Origin of the sequence: Streptomyces sp. F63 (genome assembly GCF_018070345.1) — a bacterium.
In the GTDB taxonomy this organism is placed as follows: domain Bacteria; phylum Actinomycetota; class Actinomycetes; order Streptomycetales; family Streptomycetaceae; genus Streptomyces.
Genome location: NZ_JAGPXX010000004.1, coordinates 267,002 through 285,188, shown reverse-complemented (window position 1 = coordinate 285,188; position 18,187 = coordinate 267,002). Strand labels below are relative to the sequence as shown.

Sequence of the window (18,187 nt, the reverse complement as noted above, 5' to 3'; positions counted from 1 at the left end):
GAGTGTGAGGAATGTGCGCGTGAGGATACGTCATCACCTGCTCGCGGTCCCCATCGCGATGGGGCTGCTGGCCGGTTGCGGCGGGGGGGACGCCGACTCGGCCGGCACGGGTGAGCCGATCGTCATGGGAATGACGGACGAGATCGCGGCCACCGACCCGGCTTCCGGCTACGACCCCGGCTCCTGGCTGCTGTTCAACAACGTCTTCCAGTCGCTGATGAGCTTCCCCCGGGGCGGTACGACACCGCAGCCGGAGGCGGCCGAGCGCTGTGGCTTCGACGACAGCGCCAGCAGGGTCTACCGCTGCGAGCTCAAGAAGGGGCTCAAGTTCAGCAACGGCAACAGCCTGACGTCCAAGGACGTGGCGTTCTCCTTCCGCCGGACGCTGAAGATCAACGACGAGAACGGCCCGGCCGTCATGCTGACGTCGATCGACAAGGTCGAGACGCCGGACGAGAAGACCGTCGTCTTCAAGCTCAAGTTCCCCGACGCGACCTTCCCCATGAAGATCGCCTCCGGCGCCGGCTCGATCGTGGACCACCGCGAGTACGAGATGGACAAGCTCCGCACCGACGGCAAGGCCATCGGCTCCGGCGTCTACAAGCTCGACTCCTACACGCCCGAGAAGGAGGCGAAGTTCTCCGTCAACCCGGACTACAAGGGCCCCGCCAAGGTCAAGAACTCCGGCATGACGATGAAGCTCTTCAACGGCGACCAGGCCGCCCTGAAGAGCGCCCTGCGCGAGGGCGAGGTCGACCTCGCCTACCGCGGTCTCTCCATCAAGGACATCAACGAGCTGGAGACCGCCACGACCGACGAGAAGAACGGCCTGGAGGTCATCGAGGGCACCAGCGCCGAGGTCCAGCACCTGGTCTTCAACGTCGACCACCCGGTCGTCGGCAAGGACGGCGTGCGCAAGGCCATCGCCTACCTCGTCGACCGCAGCGCACTGGTCCGCGACGTCTACAAGTACACCGCCAAGCCGCTGTACTCGATCGTCCCGGCGGGCATCACCAGCCACAACACCGCCTTCTTCGACGTCTACGGCGACCGCCCGCAGCGGGACAAGGCCGAGGAGGCGCTCCGCGAGGAGGGCATCACCGGCCGGCTCAAGATCACCCTCTGGGCCACGCCGACCCGCTACGGCCCCGGCACCGTCCCCGGCTTCCAGAAGCTCGCCCAGCAGCTCAACGCCAGCGGGCTGTTCGACGCCGACGTGAAGAGCGTCGAACTGGAGGAGTACGAGGAGGGCATCAAGAACGGCGAGTACGGCATCTACGTGAAGGGCTGGGTGCCCGACTACCCGGACCCGGACAACTTCACCGCGCCGTTCTTCGGCGAGGGCAACGTCCTCTCCAACAACTACGAGTCCAAGCGCATCGTGAAGCAGCTCATCCCGAGCACCGCCGCCGAGGCCAACCGCGCCGCCACCGCCGCGAACTTCGGCGAGCTGCAGGACATCGTCGCCGAGGAACTGCCGGTGCTGCCGCTGTGGCAGGGCAAGCAGTACGCGGTGGCGCACCGGGACATCGCCGGTCTGGAGTGGTCGCTGGACGCCTCCACCGTCTTCCGCTTCTGGGAGATCAGCAAGATCCAGGAGTGACCGGAGCGGTCCGCCGCACCGCTATCCGGCCCGGCACCCCGCGGGGGAAGGGCCGGCCCGCACCCGGGCCGGCCCTTCCCCCGCGTCCGCGCGCGCTCACCGGGCGCCCCCGGGCCGCACCAGACCGCTCTCGTAGGCGTAGACCGCCGCCTGCACCCGGTCGCGCAGACCGAGCTTGGTCAGCACGTGCCCCACATGGGTCTTGACCGTGGTCTCGCTGACGAACAGGTCGGCCGCGATCTCCGCGTTGGACAGCCCCTTGGCGACCAGCTTGAGCACCTCCACCTCGCGGTCGGTCAGGGTGTCCAGCGTGTCGGGCACGGGCTCGTCCCCCGAGGGGAGCTTCGCCGCGTACTTGTCGAGCAGCCGGCGGGTGATGCTCGGCGCGAGCATGGCCTCGCCCGAGGCGACCACCCGGATCGCCTGCACCAGCTCCTGCGCGGGCGCGTCCTTGAGGAGGAAGCCGCTCGCCCCCGCGCGGAGCGCCTCCACCACGTACTCGTCCAGGTCGAACGTGGTCAGGACCAGCACCTTCGCCGGCCCCTCCCGGCCCGGCCCGGTGATCTGCCGGGTGGCCTCGACCCCGTCCATCCGGGGCATCCGGATGTCCATCAGGACCACATCGGGCTGCAGGGCCCTGACCTGGTCCAGGGCCTGCAGCCCGTCACCGGCCTCGCCGACCACGGCGATGTCCTGTTCCGCCTCCAGGATCATCCGGAAACCGGTGCGCAACAGGGGCTGGTCGTCGACCAGGAGGACACGGATGGCCACAGCGGGACTCCTTCGCTAGACACCGCCCATTCTGCCCTGGCCCGGTACCCGCGGGCCGCCCGGTTCCCCGTCGGGGACGGCCACGGGCAGCAGCGGGTACGGCGGGGGAGTGCCGCCGAACTCCGGGCACACCGCCCGGTGGTCGCACCAGTCGCACAGCCGGCTCCGCCGGGGCCGCCAGTCCCCGGTGTCCGTGGCCCGGCGGATCGCGTCCCACAGGGCCAGCAGCTTCCGCTCGGTGGCCCGCAGGTCCTCCTCGGCCGGGTCGTACGTCAGGATGTCGCCGCTGCCGAGATAGACCAGCTGCAGCCGGCGCGGCACCGTGCCCCGCAGCCGCCACAGGACCAGGGCGTAGAACTTCATCTGGAACAGCGGGCCGTCCGCGTATTCCGGGCGCGGGGCCTTCCCCGTCTTGTAGTCGACGATCCGCACCTCGCCGCCCGGGGCGACGTCCACCCGGTCGATGATGCCGCGCAGCCGGAGCCCGGAGTCCAGCGTGGTCTGGACGAACAGCTCCCGCTCCGCCGGCTCCAGCCGGGAGGGGTCCTCCAGCGTGAACCAGCGCTCCACCAGCCGCTCGGCCTCGGCGAGCCATCCGGCCGGCGGCGCCGGACCGGGGCCGTCGTCGTCTCCGCCGCCCTCCGTTCCCCCGCCGGCGTCCCCGAACAGCTCGGCCAGCTCCGGCCGCGCCGCCAGCAGCCGCTCCCATTCGCCGGGCACCAGCGCCCGGGCGCGCGTGGCCGTGCGCTCCGCGGCCGGGGTGTCGAAGAGCCGCTCCAGCACCGCGTGGACCAGCGTCCCGCGGGCGGCCGCCTCGCTGGGCTTCTCCGGCAGTTTGTCGATCACCCGGAAGCGGTAGAGCAGCGGGCAGGTCATGAAGTCGGCGGCGCGCGACGGCGACAGCGACGTCGGCGGCGCGGCCGCCGCGCCGCGCCCGCGGCCGGTCCTGCGGCCGCCGTGTCCGGCGTCCGCGCGCTCGGTGCTGGTTCCCATGGCGTACGACCCTACGGCCCGGGACCGACACCGGTCCGCATACCATCGACGGCAGACCTCCCCGGGCCGCCGGCCGTGCGCGGAACCGGACGACAGCGGCGCGGGGGAACGAGCGACGAAGGGACACCGTGGACGAGAGCGGCGAGAGCGGGAAGCCGCAGTCCGGCGGCGGGGGAGCGGCCGGCGGCGTTGGTGAGCCGAAGCGGCCGCGCGGGACGGGGGGCGGCATTCTCATGGGCCGCCCGTTCGGGGTGCCCGTCTACGTCGCTCCCAGCTGGTTCCTGGTCGCCGCCCTGATCACCTGGGTCTTCGGCGGGCAGCTCGAACGGGTGCTGCCCGGACTCGGCGGTCTGCGCTACCTCGTCTCCCTCTTCTTCGCGGTCGCCTTCTACGGGTCCGTGCTCGTCCACGAGCTGGCCCACACCGTCGTCGCGCTCCACTACAAGCTGCCCGTCCGCCGCATCCAGCTCCAGTTCTTCGGCGGGGTCTCCGAGATCGAGAAGGAGTCCGAGACCCCGGGCCGGGAGTTTCTGCTCGCCTTCGTCGGCCCGCTGCTCTCCCTGGCCCTCGCCGGGGTCTTCTACCTCGGCGTGTACGCCGTCGAGCCCGGCACCGTCCCCGGTGTGCTGCTGGCCGGCCTGATGATCTCCAACCTGATCGTCGCCGTCTTCAACCTCCTGCCCGGACTGCCCCTGGACGGCGGACGGATGCTCCGCGCCGTCGTCTGGCGGGTCACCGGCAAACCGATGACCGGCACCGTCGCCGCCGCCTGGACCGGCCGGGCCCTCGCCATCGCCGTCCTGATCGGCCTGCCGCTGCTCACCCACTCCGGCAGCCTCGGCAACGCCCCGGAGGACCTCGGCGGGGTCGACACGGTCACCGACGCGCTGCTCGCCGCCATCCTCGCGGCGATCATCTGGACCGGCGCCGGCAACAGCCTGCGCATGGCCCGGCTCCGCGAGCGCCTCCCGGAACTCCGGGCCCGCAACCTCACCCGGCGCGCGGTTCCCGTCGCCGCCGACACCCCTCTCTCCGAGGCGCTGCGCCGCGCCAACGAGGCGGGGGCCCGGGCCCTCGTCGTGGTCGACGGGCAGGGCGAGCCCACGGCTCTCGTCCGCGAGGCCGCGATCGCCGGGGTCCCCGAGCACCGCCGCCCCTGGGTCGCCGCCGGCGGCCTGGCCCAGGACCTCAAGCCGGGTCTGCGGGTCTCCGCGGAGCTCGCCGGCGAGGATCTCCTGGAGACCCTGCGGGCCACCCCCGCCACCGAGTACCTGGTCGTCGAGGAGACCGGCGAGGTCTACGGCGTGCTCTCCACCGCCGACGTCGAACGCGCCTTCGTCTCCGCGATGGCCCGCAACCCCTGAGGCACCGTCCCCCGCGCCCGCGCCCGCGGACCGGCCGCACCGCTGTGGCGGGACGGCCCGCCGGCGACCGGTAGGCTGGTCACATGTCCGAACCGACCGGTGCCGCCCGCCGTCGCGGGCCCTTCAAGGTCGGGGACCAGGTCCAGCTCACCGACCCCAAGGGACGCCACTACACGTTCACGCTCGAAGCCGGGAAGAGCTTCCACACCCACAAGGGTGCCTTCCCGCACGACGAGCTGATCGGCGCTCCCGAGGGCAGTGTTGTCCGTACCACCGGGAACGTCGCGTACCTCGCGCTGCGCCCCCTGCTCCCCGACTACGTCCTGTCCATGCCCCGCGGAGCCGCCGTGGTCTACCCCAAGGACGCGGGGCAGATCCTGGCGATGGCCGACATCTTCCCCGGCGCCCGCGTCGTCGAGGCCGGCGTCGGCTCCGGCTCCCTCAGCACCTTCCTGCTGCGCGCCATCGGCGATCAGGGCATGCTGCACTCGTACGAGCGCCGCGCGGACTTCGCGGAGATCGCGGCCGGGAACGTCCGGCGCTACTTCGGCGGCGAGCACCCGGCCTGGCGGCTCACCGTCGGCGATCTGCAGGACAACCTCTCGGACACCGAGGTCGACCGGGTCATCCTCGACATGCTCGCCCCGTGGGAGTGCCTGGACGCGGTCTCCAAGGCCCTGGTGCCCGGCGGCATCCTCTGCGGCTACGTGGCCACCACCACCCAGCTCGCCCGCACCGTCGAGGCCATCCGCGAGCACGGCACGTTCAACGAGCCGACCGCCTGGGAGACCATGGTCCGCACCTGGCACGTGGAGGGCCTCGCGGTCCGCCCCGACCACCGCATGATCGGCCACACCGGCTTCCTGCTCACCGCCCGCCGCCTCGCGGACGGCGTGGAACCCCCGCTGCGCCGCCGCCGTCCCGCCAAGGGCGCCTACGGCGAGGACTACACCGGCCCGGGGTCGGGCAGCGGCGGCGCCGGCCGCGACTGACGCCCCGTCCGCCCGACCCGCGCACCACCCTCCGTACGGCACGGCTCCGCCGTCCGCTTCCCCGGGAAGTCCGGACGGCGGGGTCCCGGGTAAACCTTTGGCCACACTTGGCGGCGCGCTGTGACCCCGCCGTTCCCGGCCGGTGTGAGATATGGCACGATGCAGGCCATCCCCATCCGCTCCGGATTCCAGGAGACACAAGCGCGTGCAGGCCCCGGCATGCCCTCAGCCGTCAGCGCCCCGGCCCTCGAAGCCCACCGCGGACCTTCCGCACACCCGTACCCGGCCGGTCCACTGGCTCACCACCGCGACGGCCCTCGCCGCCGTCCTGGCAGCCGCTGCCCTCGTCCAGCCGCCGGACGCGACCGCCACCCCGCCCGCCGCCGGCCGGCAGCAGGCCGGTGCGGCGGACGGCACGGCGCGGCAGGCGGCCGCGCCCGACGCCGGGGCCGCCGAGTACCCCCTGGAGTGCGGTGGCGCGGAAACCGAGGTGGTGGACCGGGGGTCCGCCGATCTCGACGGCGACGGCCGTCCGGAGACGGCCGTCGTGGTCCGCTGCGCCGCCGGCATGGGCACGCCCCCGCACGGCGTGTACGTCCTGGGGTCCGCCCCGGGCGGACCCCAGGGCGCCCCGGCTGCTGGAGACCCTGGTCGACCCGGCGGAGAAGATGAACGTCACGGACTTCGCCGTGGACGAGGACGGGGCGATCTCCGCGACCCTGCTCGGCTACTCCGGTCCGGACGTCCCCCGCTGCTGCCCGGATCTGCAGCGGAAGGTCGAATGGCACTGGCGGGACGGGAAGTTCCGGCTGACCGCCCTGCCCGTCCCCGGGAGTGTGTGACCGGTTACTCCGCGTCAGGACCGTACAGCTCAACCTTGTCCGAAACCCGCTGTACGTGAATACAGTCGCCGGGGCATTCCTTGGCGGAATCCACGACTTCGCGGAGGAGTGGCAACGGCACGCGCGTGGTGGCGCCGGCCTCCGTGAGCAGCTCGTCGTCGGCGTCCTTCACATAGGCGAGGCCGTCGATGTCGAGTTCGAAGACCTCGGGCGCGTACTGGGCGCAGATGCCGTCGCCGGTGCACAGATCCTGGTCGATCCAGACCTCCAGCTCCGGCTGAGCCGTGTCCGCCGTGGCCCCGGCGGCCGTCTCTTCCTGCACGCTCATCTCGCCTGCCGTTCCCTGCGTCGGTGAATCAATTGAAGCCAGCTCTGACGGGTGTTGACCGTCCCGACGATACAACCGGCCGCTTCCGGATGTTGCTGGGTGGGTATCCCCTGGCGAGAGGGAGTACGCAAGGGTGAAGATCGGACACGCCCCCACCGTCTTTGTGATCTAGGGGTTTCAACCTGCACCGGCCCAGGTAGGGTCAGGAAGCGTCCAGCTCCCCTTGGAGGAGGTGAGGACCGTGGCAGCCCACGACGACGACATCAACCGCGGCTTCCGGCCGGGGCGAGGGTCCGAGGACCCCGCCGGCCAGGTCGCCTATCTCGAGCAGGAGATCGCCGTCCTGCGCCGCAAGCTCGCCGACTCTCCGCGCCACACGAGGATTCTCGAAGAGCGGATCGTCGAGTTGCAGACCAATCTGGCCGGGGTTTCCGCCCAGAACGAGCGGCTGGCCGGCACGCTCCGTGAGGCCCGCGACCAGATCGTGGCCCTCAAGGAGGAGGTCGACCGCCTCGCGCAGCCGCCCGCCGGCTTCGGGGTCTTCCTGCAGGCGAACGAGGACGGCACGGCCGACGTCTTCACCGGAGGCAGGAAACTCCGGGTCAACGTCAGCCCGAGCATCGAGCTCGACGAGCTCCGGCGTGGCCAGGAGGTCATGCTCAACGAGGCGCTCAACGTGGTCGAGGCCATGGAGTTCGAGCGCGCCGGGGACATCGTCACCCTCAAGGAGATCCTCGAGGACGGCGAACGGGCCCTGGTGATCGGCCACACCGACGAGGAGCGGGTGGTCCGGCTCGCCGAGCCGCTGATGGGCGTCACCATCCGCGCCGGCGACGCCCTGCTGCTCGAACCCCGCTCCGGCTACGTCTACGAGGTCGTACCGAAGAGCGAGGTCGAGGAGCTCGTCCTCGAAGAGGTCCCGGACATCGACTACGACCGCATCGGCGGCCTGGGCAACCAGATCGAGCTGATCCGGGACGCGGTCGAGCTCCCGTACCTCCACCCCGACCTCTTCAAGGAGCACGAGCTGCGGCCGCCCAAGGGCGTCCTGCTCTACGGCCCTCCCGGCTGCGGCAAGACGCTGATCGCCAAGGCCGTGGCCAACTCCCTTGCCAAGAAGGTCGCCGAGGTCACCGGCCGGCCCGCCGGCAAGAGCTACTTCCTGAACATCAAGGGCCCCGAGCTGCTCAACAAGTACGTCGGCGAGACCGAGCGGCACATCCGCCTGGTCTTCCAGCGGGCCCGGGAGAAGGCGAGCGAGGGCACCCCCGTCATCGTGTTCTTCGACGAGATGGAGTCCCTCTTCCGCACCCGCGGCTCCGGTGTCAGCTCGGACGTGGAGAACACCATCGTCCCCCAGCTGCTCGCCGAGATCGACGGTGTGGAGGGCCTGGAGAACGTCATCGTCATCGGCGCCTCCAACCGCGAGGACATGATCGACCCCGCGATCCTGCGCCCCGGCCGCCTCGATGTGAAGATCAAGATCGAGCGCCCGGACGCGGAGGCCGCGAAGGACATCTTCCGGAAGTACCTCAAGCCGTCGCTGCCGCTCCACGCGGACGACGTCGCCGAGCACGGCGGCTCGCCGGCGGCCGCGGTCGACGGCATGATCCAGTCCGTCGTCGAGCAGATGTACGCGGAGTCCGAGGAGAACCGCTTCCTGGAGGTCACCTACGCCAATGGTGACAAGGAAGTCCTCTACTTCAAGGACTTCAACTCCGGAGCCATGATCCAGAACATCGTGGACCGGGCCAAGAAGATGGCGATCAAAGCGTTCCTCGACCACAACCAGAAGGGTCTGCGGGTCTCCCACCTGCTCGCCGCCTGCGTCGACGAGTTCAAGGAGAACGAGGACCTCCCCAACACCACCAACCCCGACGACTGGGCCCGCATCTCCGGAAAGAAGGGCGAGCGGATCGTCTTCATCCGCACCCTCGTCACCGGGAAGCAGGGCGCCGACACCGGCCGTTCCATCGACACCGTCGCGAACACCGGTCAGTACCTGTAAAGCGCGCCCCGGCTGCGGATGCCCCCGGCGGGCATCCGCAGCCGAGTGCGTTCCGGCAAAGAATGAAATGATCTCCCCACCACCCCCACGGCGCTCTAGGCTTTCGGTACCGCCGGGCCGCGCGGTGCGGGGAGGGGCACACCGCACGCGCATCGGAAAGGCAGCGGTACTTGAGCGCCGACCCCGTCCGGGGGCGGCGCCGGGCAAGGAGGGCCGCATGACCGTACGGCGAGTAATGGGCATCGAGACGGAGTACGGGATCTCCGTTCCGGGGCACCCGAACGCCAATGCCATGCTCACCTCGTCCCAGATCGTCAACGCCTACGCGGCGGCGATGCACCGGGCGCGCCGCGCCCGCTGGGACTTCGAGGAGGAGAATCCGCTGCGGGACGCCCGGGGCTTCGACCTCGCCCGGGAGACGGCGGACTCCAGCCAGCTCACCGACGAGGACATCGGTCTGGCCAACGTCATCCTGACCAACGGCGCCCGGCTCTACGTGGACCACGCGCACCCCGAGTACAGCGCTCCCGAGGTGACCAATCCGCGCGACGCCGTGCTCTGGGACAAGGCGGGGGAGCGGATCATGGCGGCCGCGGCCGAGCGCGCCGCCCAGCTCCCCGGGGGCCAGCCGATCCACCTCTACAAGAACAACACGGACAACAAGGGCGCTTCCTACGGCACGCACGAGAACTACCTGATGAAGCGGGAGACCCCGTTCTCGGACATCGTGCGCCACCTGACGCCCTTCTTCGTCTCCCGTCAGGTCGTCACCGGCGCGGGCCGGGTCGGCATCGGCCAGGACGGTCACGAGCACGGCTTCCAGCTGAGCCAGCGCGCCGACTACTTCGAGGTCGAGGTCGGCCTGGAGACGACCCTCAAACGGCCCATCATCAACACCCGCGACGAGCCCCACGCGGACGCCGAGAAGTACCGGCGGCTGCATGTGATCATCGGCGACGCCAATCTCTCCGAGCTCTCCACCTACCTCAAGCTCGGCACCACCTCCCTGGTGCTGTCCATGATCGAGGACGGCTTCATCGCCGTGGACCTCGCCGTCGACCAGCCCGTCCGCACGCTCCACCAGGTCTCCCACGACACCTCGCTGCGCAAGGCGATCACTCTCCGCAATGGCCGGACCCTCACCGCCGTCCAGCTCCAGATGGAGTACTACGAGCTGGCCAGCAAGTATGTGGAGGACCGCTACGGCGCGGACGCGGACGAGCAGACCCGGGACGTGCTCACCCGCTGGGAGGACGTCCTGAACCGCCTGGAGCGGGATCCGATGAGCCTGGCCGGGGAACTGGACTGGGTGGCCAAGCGGGAGCTGCTGGAGGGCTACCGGCGCCGTGACGGCCTCGACTGGGACGCCCCCCGGCTCCACCTGGTCGACCTGCAGTACGCCGACGTACGCCCCGACAAGGGCCTGTACAACCGGCTGGCCGCCCGCGGCAGGATGAAGCGGTTGCTGGACGAGGGCGAGGTGGACCGGGCCGTCACGCAGCCGCCGGAGGACACCCGGGCCTACTTCCGGGGCCGCTGTCTGGAGCAGTACGCGGACGACGTGGCCGCCGCCTCCTGGGATTCGGTGATTTTCGATCTGCCGGGTCGGGACTCGCTTCAGCGGGTACCCACCCTGGAGCCCTTGCGGGGCACGCGGGACCACGTCAAGGAACTCCTGGACCGCTGCCGCACCGCGGAAGATCTGGTCCGGGTGCTCTCCGGCGGCTGAAACGGTCCCGGCCAGGGAATCATGGGGAGGACACCGGCTCTCCACGAGAAGTACGAGCAGGCGGAGAGCCGATGTCGGACCCGCCTTGTAGGGTCTGATCTTGACCGTTCCAATCAAGCTGGGTCGAACCGAGCGGGGTGAGGGATATGGCGACCAAGGACACCGGCGGCGGCCAGCAGAAGGCCACGCGTTCCACGCAGGAGACCGAGGAGACCACGCAGGACGCGCAGGCCTCGGAGGATCTCAAGGAGCGCCAGGAGAAGCTGTCCGACGACGTGGACTCCGTCCTGGACGAGATCGACGACGTCCTGGAGGAGAACGCCGAGGACTTCGTGCGCAGCTTCGTGCAGAAGGGCGGCGAGTAGGCCGCGCCCGCGCCGGAGAGCGTCACCATCCGTGACGCCTCCGGTGCGCACGGGCGCCGCGCCGGCCGGCGCGGACCCGCCGTTCCGGGAGGCCGGCGGGCGCCCCCGGCCGTCGCGGGGCCATCGGGCGTCCCCGGGAGAGCGGCGCGCCCCACGCGAGGGTGCGGTTCCCCGGGATTCCGCTCCGGCGGAACGTGTGGATCACGGCCGGGAGACGGGTAGGGTCCGGGGCGTGCCGGGTTCTTCCAGGAACGACGCCCGGCACAGGGAAGTTCAGGGACCGGCCCGAGGCGATGTGCCGGGCCGCCGCATCTGTGGAAGGAAACGTGTGGAAGCCAACCCTCGCAAGCCCGGGCGTCTGCCGGCTGCCTTCCTGACCCCGGGATCCTCCTCCTTCATGGACTTTCTCGCCGAGCACGAGCCGGAGCTGCTCCCCGGCCGCCGGCCGCTGCCCCCGGTGCAGGGGGCGATCGAGGCCCCGCACGGCACGACGATCGTCGCGGCAGCCTTCCCCGGCGGTGTGGTGCTGGCCGGTGACCGGCGGGCCACGATGGGCAACATCATCGCCCAGCGCGACATCGAGAAGGTCTTCCCCGCCGACGAGTACAGCGCCGTCGGCATCGCGGGCACGGCCGGCCTGGCCGTCGAGATGGTCAAGCTGTTCCAGCTGGAGCTGGAGCACTTCGAGAAGGTCGAGGGCACGCAGCTCTCCCTGGAGGGCAAGGCCAACCGGCTGTCCACGATGATCCGGGGCAACCTCGGCATGGCCCTGCAGGGCCTGGCCATCATCCCCCTGTTCGCCGGCTGGGACACCGACCGGGAGAAGGGGCGGATCTTCAGCTACGACATCACGGGCGGCCGGTCCGAGGAGCGCGGCTACGCGGCCACCGGCTCGGGCTCGGTCTTCGCCCGCGGCGCCCTCAAGAAGCTCTACCGCGAGGATCTGACCGAACGCCAGGCCCTCACCCTGGTCGTACAGGCTCTCTACGACGCCGCGGACGACGACTCGGCGACCGGCGGACCGGACCTGGCCCGCCGCATCTACCCCGTTGTCACGGTCATCACCGACGAGGGCTTCCGGCGGCTCCCGGAGGACGAGTCCTCCGAGATCGCCCGCGCGGTCCACGAGCGCCGGCTCGAGGAGCCCGAGGGCCCCCGGGCCGCGCTCCTCTGAGGCCGGACGGACCGGAATGCACTTGTCACCGACACGGACAGAAAGGGACGGATAGCCGGTGTCGACACCGTTCTATGTCTCACCCCAGCAGGCCATGGCCGACCGCGCCGAGTACGCCCGCAAGGGCATCGCGCGCGGCCGCAGCCTCGTCGTCCTGCAGTACACCGACGGCATCGTGTTCGCCGGTGAGAATCCGTCCCGCGCGCTGCACAAGTTCAGCGAGATCTACGACCGGATCGCCTTCGCGGCGGCGGGCAAGTACAACGAGTACGAGAACCTCCGCATCGGCGGTGTGCGCTACGCCGATCTGCGCGGCTACACCTACGACCGCGCCGATGTGACGGCCCGCGGGCTCGCGAACGTCTACGCGCAGACCCTCGGCACCATCTTCTCCAGCGCCGGCGAGAAGCCGTACGAGGTCGAACTGGTCGTCGCCGAGGTGGGGGAGACCCCCGAGGGCGACCAGATCTACCGGCTGCCGCACGACGGCTCCATCGTGGACGAGCACGGCTCGGTCGCGGTCGGCGGCAACGCCGAGCAGATCAGCACCTTCCTGGACCAGCGGCACCGGGACGGCATGACGCTCCCGGAGGCACTCAAGCTGGCCGTACAGGCGCTCTCGCGGGACACCAACGGCGGCGAACGGGAGATCCCCGCCGAGCGGCTGGAGGTGGCCGTCCTCGACCGCACCCGCCCGCAGAAGCGGAAGTTCCGCCGGGTGGAGGGCCGCCGGCTCGCCCGCCTCCTGGAACCGGGCGGCGGCGCGGCGGCCGATGAGGCGGATGCCGCCGATGAGCCGGGATCCGGCGAAGACGGGGCCTGACCGGCGCCCGCGGCGGGTTCCCGTGCCCCGGCGGAACCCTTCCGGTCCCGCCGGGGCACGGGTGTGTCCCGGCGGGACCGGCGGCCTGCACCGGGACGGCGCCGCCCCGCACGGGCGGCCCGGCGGTGCCGGGGACCACCGGGCCGTTCTCCGCCGGCGGCGTCCTCGCAGCTCGGATGGGGAGCCGGCAGCCCGGCGCGGGGGGAAAACGATCGGGAAAATGATCGAACGGTGCGGCCCGACCCGGTTTCAGAGCGGGCCGCAGGGCGTAATGTTCAGGCATGGACCGCCGCATTTTCGGGCTGGAGAACGAGTACGGCGTCACGTGCACGTTCAGGGGACAGCGCCGGCTGTCTCCTGACGAAGTGGCGCGCTACCTCTTCCGCCGTGTCGTTTCCTGGGGCCGGAGCAGCAACGTCTTTCTGCGCAACGGTGCCCGCCTCTACCTGGACGTGGGTTCGCACCCGGAATACGCGACTCCCGAGTGCGACAACGTGATCGAGCTGGTCACGCACGACAAGGCGGGCGAGCGCATTCTCGAGGGACTGCTCGTCGACGCCGAGCGCCGCCTGCACGAGGAGGGCATCGCGGGCGACGTCTATCTCTTCAAGAACAACACCGATTCGGCGGGAAACTCCTACGGGTGCCACGAGAACTACCTCGTGGCCCGGCACGGGGAGTTCTCCCGGCTCGCGGACATTCTCATCCCGTTCCTCGTCACCCGGCAGCTGATCTGCGGGGCGGGCAAGGTGCTGCAGACCCCGCGCGGCGCCGTCTACTGCGTCAGCCAGCGGGCCGAGCACATCTGGGAGGGGGTCAGCTCGGCGACCACCCGGTCCCGGCCGATCATCAACACCCGTGACGAGCCGCACGCCGACGCCGAGCGGTACCGCCGGCTGCACGTGATCGTCGGTGACTCCAACATGTCCGAGACGACCATGCTGCTCAAGGTCGGCGCCACCGACCTCGTGCTGCGCATGATCGAGGCGGGCACCGTCATGCGCGATCTCACGCTGGAGAACCCGATCCGGGCGATCCGCGAGGTCAGCCACGACATGACCGGCCGCCGCAAGGTGCGGCTCGCCAGCGGGCGGGAGGCGTCCGCCCTGGAGATACAGCAGGAGTACTACGAGAAGGCCGTCGACTTCTGCGAGCGCCGGGGCATCCGCACCGGCACCGTCGAGCGGGTGCTGGAGCTGTGGGGCCGGACCCTGGAGGCCATCCGCGACGAGGACCTCGATCGCATCGGCACCGAGATCGACTGGGTGATGAAGTACAAGCTCCTGGACCGCTACCGGGCCAAGAACAACATCACCATGTCCCACCCGCGGGTCGCCCAGATAGACCTCGCCTACCACGACATCCACCGCCGCCGCGGGCTCTACTACCTGCTGGAGCGGCGCGGCCAGGCCGCGCGGGTCTGCAACGACCTCAAGATCTTCGAGGGCAAGTCGGTGCCGCCGCAGACCACCCGGGCGCGGCTCCGCGGTGACTTCATCCGCCGCGCCCAGGAGCAGCGGCGTGACTTCACGGTGGACTGGGTGCACCTGAAACTGAACGACCAGGCGCAGCGCACGGTGCTCTGCAAGGACCCGTTCCGGTCCGTGGACGACCGGGTGGAGAAGCTGATCGCCGGAATGTGACGGCGGGCGGTACGGCACGGCGGCGGAGGGGCCCGGTCGCCCGGACCCCTCCGCCGCCGTGCCGCCGTGGTTAGAGTGGCACCGTCCGTTCCGATCCCACCGCAGCCCCCCGAGGAATCAACAGTGCGCCGAATCGCAGCCCTGCTGGCTGTCCCCCTGCTGCTCGTCTCCGCCGCGGCCTGCGGCGGCGACGACTCCCGGTCCAACGGCAAGCCCGGCGCCGTCCCCGCCGTCTCGGGCGAGGACGGCAAGAAGCCGAAGGTCGCCAAGGGCGAGGGCGACCCGCCCAAGGGCCTGAAGGTCAAGGTCCTCAAGGAGGGCAAGGGGGCGGAGGTGAAGAAGGGCGAGGCCCTGAACGCCCACTACCTGGGACAGACCTGGGAGGGGAAGGTCTTCGACAACAGCTACGACCGCGGCGAGCCCAGCACCTTCCAGATCGGTACCGGCAAGGTCATCAAGGGCTGGGACGAGGGCCTGGTCGGCCAGAAGCTGGGCAGCCGCGTCGAGCTCGTCATCCCGCCGGACAAGGGCTACGGAGAGCAGGAGCAGGCGAAGATCCCCGCCAACTCCACGCTCGTCTTCGTGGTGGACCTCAAGAAGGTCATGCCGACCCGGCCCGAGGGCAAGGAAGTCCCGCAGACCGACGCCGACCTGCCGAAGGTCGGCACCAAGGCCGATGACGCCGCGCCGAAGGTGACCATCCCCAAGGGGAAGGACGCGCCAGGGGAGGTCGTCGCCAAGACGATCATCCAGGGCACCGGCAAGGAGGTCGGCGCGAAGGACACCCTGAGCGTCCACTACGGTCTGACCCTGTGGAAGGACGGCAAGCCCGGCGGCGACACCTGGGCCCAGGGCACCCCGCAGGACGTCCCGATCGCGCAGATGCCCGGCTGGAGCGAGGGCCTCAAGGGGCAGAAGGCCGGAAGCCGGGTCATGGTCATCGTCCCGCAGGACGAGCTGACCAAGGAGCAGCAGAAGCAGATCAAGTCCGACCTGGTCTTCGTCGTGGACATCCTCGGCGTCTCGTGATCACGGCCTCTCCGCCGGGCTGTTACGGTTTCGCCGACAGAAATTCTTTCTAGGAGCATTTCAGTGAGCATCGAGAAGCCCGAGATCGACTTCCCGGGCGGCGAGCCGCCGGCCGATCTGGAGATCAAGGACATCTGGGAGGGCGACGGCCCCGTGGCCAAGGCCGGGGACACCGTCTCCGTCCACTACGTGGGTGTCGCCTTCAGCACCGGCGAGGAGTTCGACGCGAGCTGGAACCGCGGCACGCCGCTGCAGTTCCAGCTGGGCGTGGGCCAGGTCATCAGCGGCTGGGACCAGGGCGTGCAGGGCATGAAGGTCGGCGGCCGCCGCCAGCTGACCATCCCGGCACACCTCGCGTACGGCGACCGCGGCGCCGGTGGCGGGCGCATCAAGCCGGGCGAGACGCTGATCTTCGTCTGCGATCTCGTGGCGGTCTGAGACACCGGCCGCTGCCAGGCCGTATTCCCGAGGGCCCGTGCCGTTGAGGCATGGGCCCTCGCTTTTGCCGGGGGCCCCGGGGGCGGTACGGTCAGCGGTCGGGGAGACAACGAGAGAGGGCGTCGATGGCCATTGCCAAGGCCGAGCGGCTGATGAACCTGGCGCTGTGCCTGCTGGGCACCCGGCGCCCGCTCAGCAAGCGCGAGCTCCGGGCCTCCATCGAGGCGTACATCGAGGCGGCCACGGACGAGGCCTTCAACCGCATGTTCGAGCGGGACAAGGACGATCTGCGCGAGCTCGGCCTGGTCATCGAGACGGTCGAGGGCTTCGACGGCGACATCGGCTACCGTGCGCACCGCGACAGCAACCGCCTGCCGCCCGTCGCCCTCGACGCCTCGGAGGCCGCCGCCCTGGGACTGGCGGCCAAGGTGTGGCAGCAGGCACGGCTGGCGGGCGCGGCCAGCGGCGCGCTGCAGAAGCTGCGGGCGGCCGGGATGCCGGTCGCCGAGGACGCGTACACCGGGCAGAGTGCCCTGGAACCGCGGATCCCGGTCCAGGAGCCGGCCTTCGAACCGCTGATGCTGGCCTGCCGCGACCGCCGCCCGGTCGTCTTCGACTACCGCAAGGCCGCCGCCGCCCGCCCCGGGACCCGGCATGTCGAGCCGTGGACCCTGGAGTGCTGCCGTGGCCACTGGTACCTCGCCGGCTGGGACCGCGACCGGGGCGCCGAGCGCGTCTTCCGGCTCTCCCGGATCACCGGCCGGGTCAAGTCGCGCGCCGGCGCCTTCACCGCCGAGGTGCCCGACCACGTCACCGTCCGGGAGACGGTGGAGCGCTGGGCCGGCGAGGTCGCCACCAGCACGGCCCGGATCCGGCTGCGGGCCGGCGCCGGCTATCCGCTGCGGGCCCGGGCCCTCTCGGTCCGGGAGACCGGGGAGGGCTGGGACGAGCTGGAGATCCCGTACGGACACGGACTCGACGCCTGGCTGGTGGAGTTCGGGCCCGACGTGATCGTCCTGGAGCCCGCCGAGCTGCGGGCCGACGTGATCGAACGGCTGCGCGCCGTGGCCAAGGGCTGAGAGACGCCGAGAGAACGAGGGACGACGAGACTGCCGATGGCCACCAACGCGATTGACCAGACCCGCCGGATGCTCTCCCTGGTGACGTATCTGCGCGAGCGCCCCGGCGCCCGTGTCAGCGACGTCGCCCGTGCGTTCGGTATCACCGAGGACGAGCTCATCGCCGACCTCACCGTTCTCCCCATGTGCGGCACCAGCTTCCGCGGCGGCGACCTGCTGGACATCGACACCGACGGCGAGCACATCTGGTGGCGCAACCCCGACGCGGCCGGCAGCAGCTCCGGAGCTCCGCTGCGGCTGGCAGCCGACGAGGCCACGGCGCTGCTGGTCGCCGCCCGCGCCGTCGCGACGCTCCCCGGCCTGCGGGAGAGCGACCGGCAGGCCCTGCTGCGCGCCACCGCGAAACTGGAGGCGGCGGCCGGCGAGGCCGCGGGGGCCAGTTCGCGGCTGTCGGTCACCTTCGAGTCCGAGGGCGGGGTCTTCGCCGACGTGGACCGGGCGATCTCCGAGCGGCGGCGGCTCTGGCTGCGGTACTACTCTCCCGCCCGGGACGAGCTCACCGAGCGCGAGGTGGACCCCATCCGGCTGTTCGCCGTCGGCCACACCTACATGGAGGCGTGGTGCCGGACCTCCGAGGCCCGGCGCACCTTCCGGCTCGACCGGGTCGCCGAGATCCGGCTGCTGGACGAGCCCGCCGATCCGCCGCAGCTCGAACTGCGCGATCTCTCCGAAGGGCTGGTCCAGCCGTCCGCCGAGGACCCGGAGGTGGTCGTCGAGGTCGGCCCCGGAGGGCGCTGGGTCGCCGAGTACTACCCGCACGACCGTGCCGAGGAACTCGACGACGGGGGCCTGCGGATCACCCTGCGCACCCCCGACCCCGCGAGCCTGCGCCGGCTCGCGCTCCGGCTGGGCGGTGACGGCCGCATCGTCTCCCCGCCGGACCTCGCCGAGAGCGCCCGGCTGGCGGCGGGACGGGCCCTGGCGGCCTACGGCGGATGAGGGAGCG

16 protein-coding genes and 1 pseudogene are annotated in these 18,187 nt (G+C 71.0%); 14 read left to right on the top strand and 3 right to left on the bottom strand.

The window, feature by feature from the left end; genetic code table 11:
- Positions 1-19 precede the first annotated feature (19 nt).
- Positions 20-1,603 carry an ABC transporter substrate-binding protein gene (locus KBZ10_RS07245; RefSeq protein WP_374223318.1) on the top strand — a complete coding sequence of 528 codons (1,584 nt, stop codon included), beginning with the start codon at positions 20-22 and terminating at the stop codon, positions 1,601-1,603.
- Between the two features lie 96 nt (positions 1,604-1,699).
- Here KBZ10_RS07245 and KBZ10_RS07240 read toward each other — a convergent pair whose 3' ends face one another.
- Both KBZ10_RS07240 and KBZ10_RS07235 read right to left on the bottom strand, forming a co-directional pair.
- Positions 1,700-2,374 carry a response regulator transcription factor gene (locus tag KBZ10_RS07240; protein ID WP_210986651.1) on the bottom strand — a complete coding sequence of 225 codons (675 nt, stop codon included), beginning with the start codon at positions 2,372-2,374 and terminating at the stop codon, positions 1,700-1,702.
- 15 nt (positions 2,375-2,389) lie between these two features.
- Positions 2,390-3,367 carry a PD-(D/E)XK nuclease family protein gene (locus tag KBZ10_RS07235; RefSeq protein ID WP_210986650.1) on the bottom strand — a complete coding sequence of 326 codons (978 nt, stop codon included), beginning with the start codon at positions 3,365-3,367 and terminating at the stop codon, positions 2,390-2,392.
- 128 nt (positions 3,368-3,495) lie between these two features.
- On the opposite strand from KBZ10_RS07235, the gene KBZ10_RS07230 reads away from it, so the two are divergent.
- From KBZ10_RS07230 to KBZ10_RS07220, 3 genes and pseudogenes are all read left to right on the top strand, one after another.
- Entirely contained in the window at positions 3,496-4,731 is a 1,236-nt protein-coding gene (locus tag KBZ10_RS07230; protein ID WP_210986649.1) for a site-2 protease family protein, read from the top strand.
- Between the two features lie 83 nt (positions 4,732-4,814).
- Positions 4,815-5,723, top strand: a complete 909-nt coding sequence (locus KBZ10_RS07225) for a tRNA (adenine-N1)-methyltransferase (protein WP_210986648.1) — start codon at positions 4,815-4,817, stop codon at positions 5,721-5,723.
- A 205-nt stretch (positions 5,724-5,928) separates the two neighbouring features.
- Positions 5,929-6,565: pseudogene (locus KBZ10_RS07220) on the top strand (hypothetical protein).
- Between the two features lie 4 nt (positions 6,566-6,569).
- Here the strand turns inward: KBZ10_RS07220 and KBZ10_RS07215 are convergent.
- Entirely contained in the window at positions 6,570-6,893 is a 324-nt protein-coding gene (locus tag KBZ10_RS07215; RefSeq protein ID WP_210986647.1) for a ferredoxin, read from the bottom strand.
- Between the two features lie 241 nt (positions 6,894-7,134).
- Between KBZ10_RS07215 and arc the strand changes: the two genes are divergently transcribed.
- From arc to KBZ10_RS07165, 10 genes are all read left to right on the top strand, one after another.
- Positions 7,135-8,901 carry a proteasome ATPase gene (gene arc / locus KBZ10_RS07210; protein ID WP_210986646.1) on the top strand — a complete coding sequence of 589 codons (1,767 nt, stop codon included), beginning with the start codon at positions 7,135-7,137 and terminating at the stop codon, positions 8,899-8,901.
- A 217-nt stretch (positions 8,902-9,118) separates the two neighbouring features.
- Positions 9,119-10,630, top strand: a complete 1,512-nt coding sequence (dop, locus tag KBZ10_RS07205; protein WP_374223317.1) for a depupylase/deamidase Dop — start codon at positions 9,119-9,121, stop codon at positions 10,628-10,630.
- A 146-nt stretch (positions 10,631-10,776) separates the two neighbouring features.
- A complete protein-coding gene (locus KBZ10_RS07200) occupies positions 10,777-10,995 on the top strand; it encodes a ubiquitin-like protein Pup (RefSeq protein ID WP_030542136.1) in 219 nt (72 codons plus the stop codon).
- 328 nt (positions 10,996-11,323) lie between these two features.
- Positions 11,324-12,169, top strand: a complete 846-nt coding sequence (gene prcB, locus KBZ10_RS07195) for a proteasome subunit beta (protein ID WP_210986645.1) — start codon at positions 11,324-11,326, stop codon at positions 12,167-12,169.
- A gap of 58 nt (positions 12,170-12,227) precedes the next feature.
- Positions 12,228-12,992 carry a proteasome subunit alpha gene (gene prcA, locus KBZ10_RS07190; protein ID WP_210986644.1) on the top strand — a complete coding sequence of 255 codons (765 nt, stop codon included), beginning with the start codon at positions 12,228-12,230 and terminating at the stop codon, positions 12,990-12,992.
- Positions 12,993-13,273: 281 nt separating this feature from the next.
- The gene (gene pafA, locus KBZ10_RS07185; RefSeq protein WP_210986643.1) at positions 13,274-14,635 is read left to right on the top strand and encodes a Pup--protein ligase; all 1,362 of its coding nucleotides are present in this window, start codon (positions 13,274-13,276) and stop codon (positions 14,633-14,635) included.
- Positions 14,636-14,758: 123 nt separating this feature from the next.
- Entirely contained in the window at positions 14,759-15,664 is a 906-nt protein-coding gene (locus tag KBZ10_RS07180) for an FKBP-type peptidyl-prolyl cis-trans isomerase (protein ID WP_210986642.1), read from the top strand.
- Between the two features lie 63 nt (positions 15,665-15,727).
- Positions 15,728-16,102 (top strand): FKBP-type peptidyl-prolyl cis-trans isomerase, encoded by a 375-nt coding sequence (locus tag KBZ10_RS07175; RefSeq protein WP_019708851.1) that lies wholly within the window; start codon positions 15,728-15,730, stop codon positions 16,100-16,102.
- A gap of 125 nt (positions 16,103-16,227) precedes the next feature.
- On the top strand, positions 16,228-17,181 hold the full coding sequence (locus KBZ10_RS07170; protein ID WP_210986641.1) for a YafY family protein: 954 nt from the start codon (positions 16,228-16,230) through the stop codon (positions 17,179-17,181).
- Positions 17,182-17,217: 36 nt separating this feature from the next.
- Positions 17,218-18,180: a YafY family protein gene (locus KBZ10_RS07165; RefSeq protein ID WP_210986640.1), complete on the top strand. Its 963-nt coding sequence runs from the start codon at positions 17,218-17,220 to the stop codon at positions 18,178-18,180.
- The last annotated feature ends 7 nt before the right edge of the window (positions 18,181-18,187 follow it).

Excerpts from the sequence above, each read along its gene's own strand:
- KBZ10_RS07215 (WP_210986647.1), bottom strand. The coding sequence starts at position 6,893 with ATGAGCGTGCAGGAAGAGACGGCCGCCGGGGCCACGGCGGACACGGCT.
- KBZ10_RS07235 (WP_210986650.1), bottom strand. The coding sequence starts at position 3,367 with ATGGGAACCAGCACCGAGCGCGCGGACGCCGGACACGGCGGCCGCAGG.
- KBZ10_RS07165 (WP_210986640.1), top strand. The coding sequence starts at position 17,218 with ATGGCCACCAACGCGATTGACCAGACCCGCCGGATGCTCTCCCTGGTG.
- KBZ10_RS07225 (WP_210986648.1), top strand. The coding sequence starts at position 4,815 with ATGTCCGAACCGACCGGTGCCGCCCGCCGTCGCGGGCCCTTCAAGGTC.
- KBZ10_RS07170 (WP_210986641.1), top strand. The coding sequence starts at position 16,228 with ATGGCCATTGCCAAGGCCGAGCGGCTGATGAACCTGGCGCTGTGCCTG.
- dop (WP_374223317.1), top strand. The coding sequence starts at position 9,119 with ATGACCGTACGGCGAGTAATGGGCATCGAGACGGAGTACGGGATCTCC.
- pafA (WP_210986643.1), top strand. The coding sequence starts at position 13,274 with ATGGACCGCCGCATTTTCGGGCTGGAGAACGAGTACGGCGTCACGTGC.
- KBZ10_RS07200 (WP_030542136.1), top strand. The coding sequence starts at position 10,777 with ATGGCGACCAAGGACACCGGCGGCGGCCAGCAGAAGGCCACGCGTTCC.